The sequence below is a fragment of the Natronococcus sp. genome (assembly GCF_047921035.1).
Classification (GTDB): Archaea; Halobacteriota; Halobacteria; order Halobacteriales; family Natrialbaceae; genus Natronococcus.
The window spans coordinates 95,836-98,514 of the sequence record NZ_JBLRWX010000002.1 but is presented as its reverse complement, the minus strand read 5'-3'; the positions used below and the strand labels follow the sequence as shown (position 1 = coordinate 98,514).

At 64.5% G+C, this 2,679-nt stretch carries 3 protein-coding genes and 1 pseudogene; 3 read left to right on the top strand and 1 reads right to left on the bottom strand.

Features of this window, described 5'->3' with window-relative positions; genetic code table 11:
- A partial coding sequence (locus tag ACNA7R_RS01135; RefSeq protein ID WP_416281694.1) for a helix-turn-helix domain-containing protein occupies nt 1-116 on the bottom strand: 116 nt, incomplete at its 3' end.
- A 974-nt stretch (nt 117-1,090) separates the two neighbouring features.
- On the opposite strand from ACNA7R_RS01135, the gene ACNA7R_RS01130 reads away from it, so the two are divergent.
- From ACNA7R_RS01130 to ACNA7R_RS01120, 3 genes and pseudogenes are all read left to right on the top strand, one after another.
- Nucleotides 1,091-1,246, top strand: a complete 156-nt coding sequence (locus tag ACNA7R_RS01130; protein ID WP_416281688.1) for a hypothetical protein — start codon at nt 1,091-1,093, stop codon at nt 1,244-1,246.
- 101 nt (nt 1,247-1,347) lie between these two features.
- Nucleotides 1,348-2,469: a biotin synthase BioB gene (gene bioB / locus ACNA7R_RS01125; RefSeq protein WP_416281687.1), complete on the top strand. Its 1,122-nt coding sequence runs from the start codon at nt 1,348-1,350 to the stop codon at nt 2,467-2,469.
- Between the two features lie 28 nt (nt 2,470-2,497).
- Nucleotides 2,498-2,679, top strand: a pseudogene (locus tag ACNA7R_RS01120) (transcriptional regulator); the annotation flags it as partial.

Sequence of the window (2,679 nt, the reverse complement as noted above, 5' to 3'; positions counted from 1 at the left end):
TTGGCGAACCGTCCGCGCCATTTACGGACGGTTTTCCGTGTACACTGGAGCTGTCGTGCGATCTCGGTGTTGTTGAGGCCAACAGCGGCAAGGAGAACAATCCGCGCACGGAACACGTCTCGTTGGGGGCTGGTCGCTTTGCGAGTGACCGCTTCAAGATCGGCTCGATCTTGAGCGGTCAGCGTGATTCTGACTGGGTTGGGGCCTGGAGACACGTTCTTCCCTCATTGGCAAGTGGTGACTCTACGACGGGAGACGAGAAAACAGCTCAAGACCTATCCGGGTACGAACTTCCCGGATGGTCCACTAGTGTTCGCCCACTTCCGCTCTGAGAGGACGGGAGACGGTCGAGGCAACCAGCAATCGTGAGCGAGATGCCTGCTGTGGTAGTGAGAAACGTTCGTCGAGAGGGCACAATTCTTGTTGATTATTTATCTAATAAGTGTCTTTTGCTGAACTAGTTCCAACTAGAAACCCGACTCAATGTGTGGGCACTCTGTACGTAACGGCTGCCTCTCCTGAGTATAGTTGCGCTTGAGAGGAACAGCCGTTACGTAGAGAGTGCGTATGGAACGTCCGGCGTTGTGTCTGCACCCCATCCGACCACCGCCGGGTGGGGCTGAAAGGGGCTGGGGCGCTGAGCGGACGCGAAGCGTCCGCGATGCTCGGGAGAGCGAAGCTCTCCCGTTGCTCGGGGAGCGAGGCGAAGTAAGCACCGACCGAGTGGAGCGAGGGAAGGCGCGCAGCGAGCCGCAGCCCTCGAGCGGACCAGGGGCTTTCGCGGTAATATTCACAGGAGCAGGTCCTGCTCACACGAACACATGGGGTCGCCACGTCCTCCCCAGCCGATTCACTCGGTCGCGTCGCTCCCTCGTTCATCCCTCGCGCAGTATTATCGCCCGCCCTCACTGACGTTCGACCGGTCGACAGCGCGCGCCACCGCAGGAAGAACGGTCAGACCGAACTGATACGTAGTCCGCCTCTATTGAACGCGAGTTTCGCTCGAGATTCCGAATACCAAACTCGTGCGACGACCCCTGTCAGACGCTGCCACCCGGGGTTCATCGGATCGCGACTCGTCCAATAGGGTATGCCAGTCGACCTCGAGTGCGACGCCTGCGGTCACCGACACACGATTCCGGAGCGCCCCGACGACCCCGAAGGCGGCGGAACGGTCTGTCCCGCCTGCGGCGCGAAGCCCTTCACCGTTCGCCGGGAGGGGATCGCGTGGCACCCCAGCGGCTGAGCGCCCCGTTTCCGATCGGCCCGACGTAGAACGTGCGACGAGGAGTCGCGGCTGCTGACTGTCCCCCAATTATTATATACTCGTCAACCAGCTATTCAGATGTGGTTTACGAGACTGGAAACCAGACGGTCGACGACGCCCTCGAGCGGGTGCTGGCCGGCGAACGGCTCGATCGCACCGACGGCCTCGCGCTGATCGCCCAGCCGGTCGAGCCCCTCGCGGAAGCCGGCGCGGCGGTTCGGGATCGCTTCGGCGACGGCACCGTCGACGCCTGCTCGATCGTCAACGCGAAGGCGGGCAACTGCGCCGAGGACTGCGGCTTTTGCGCGCAGTCGGTCCACTTCGACACCGGCATCGACACCTACGACTTCCTCGGCCCCGAGAAGATCCTCGAGGCCGCGAAACGAGCCGAGCTCGACGGCGCCCAGCGCTTCGGGATCGTCGTCGCCGAGAAGGGTGTCTCGCGGAAACACCGCCCCGAGGAGTGGGCCGAGGTCCTCGAGTCGATTCGGCTCGTCCGCGAGGAGTGCGACCTCGAGATCGACGCCTCCCTCGGAATACTCACCGAACGGGAGGCCGCGATCCTCGCCGAGGAGGGGATCAACCACTACAACCACAACATCGAGACCTCGCCGCGGTACTTCCCCGAGATCGTCGACACGCACAGCTTCGAGGACCGGGTGGAGACCCTCGAGATCGCCAAGGCGGCCGGGATGGACCTCTGTGCGGGCGTCATCCTCGGGATGGGCGAGACCCCGACCGACCGGGTCGAGGCCGCCGTCGCCCTCCAGGAGATCGGAATCTCCTCGCTCCCGGTGAACGTGCTCAACCCCGTCGAGGGGACGCCCCTCGCCGAGCGGGGCGTCGAGATCACGACCGAGGAGATCGTCAAGACCGTGGCGGTGTACAAGCTGCTCCACCCCGACTCGCGGGTGCGCCTGACCGGCGGCCGCGAAGTCAACCTCGCGCCCGAAGAGCAGCATCTGCCCCTCGAGGCGGGCGCCGACGGCCTGCTGACGGGCGACTACCTCACCACGGCGGGCCAGTCCCCCGGCGAGGACATCGAGATCGTCGAACGGGCCGGCCTCGAGCCCAACCGCGAGGTAAACGAGTTCGACCCCGAGGCGGTCAAGGCCCGCCACGACGGGTCGGCGGCCTCGACGAGCAACGAGGGCGCGGGCGACTCGAGCCCGAACGCGGGTGTCGAACCAAGCGACGACTGACGACAAGCGAACCAACGAGAACACACTCATGGAGGAAACGACGTTTGCGGTACTCGGCACCGGCGGCATCGGACGACGAACGCTCGAAGTGAGCCAGCACAAGGAGGGGCTCACGCCCGTCGCAGCCTGCGATCGCCACGGCACGGCGATCGACTTCGACGGTCTGGACGTCGACGAACTGCTGGCGGCGACGGAGGGCAACATCGACAG

Bases quoted from the DNA above. Each gene is read 5' to 3' on its own strand.
- ACNA7R_RS01130 (WP_416281688.1), top strand. From the start codon at position 1,091: ATGCCAGTCGACCTCGAGTGCGACGCCTGCGGTCACCGACACACGATT.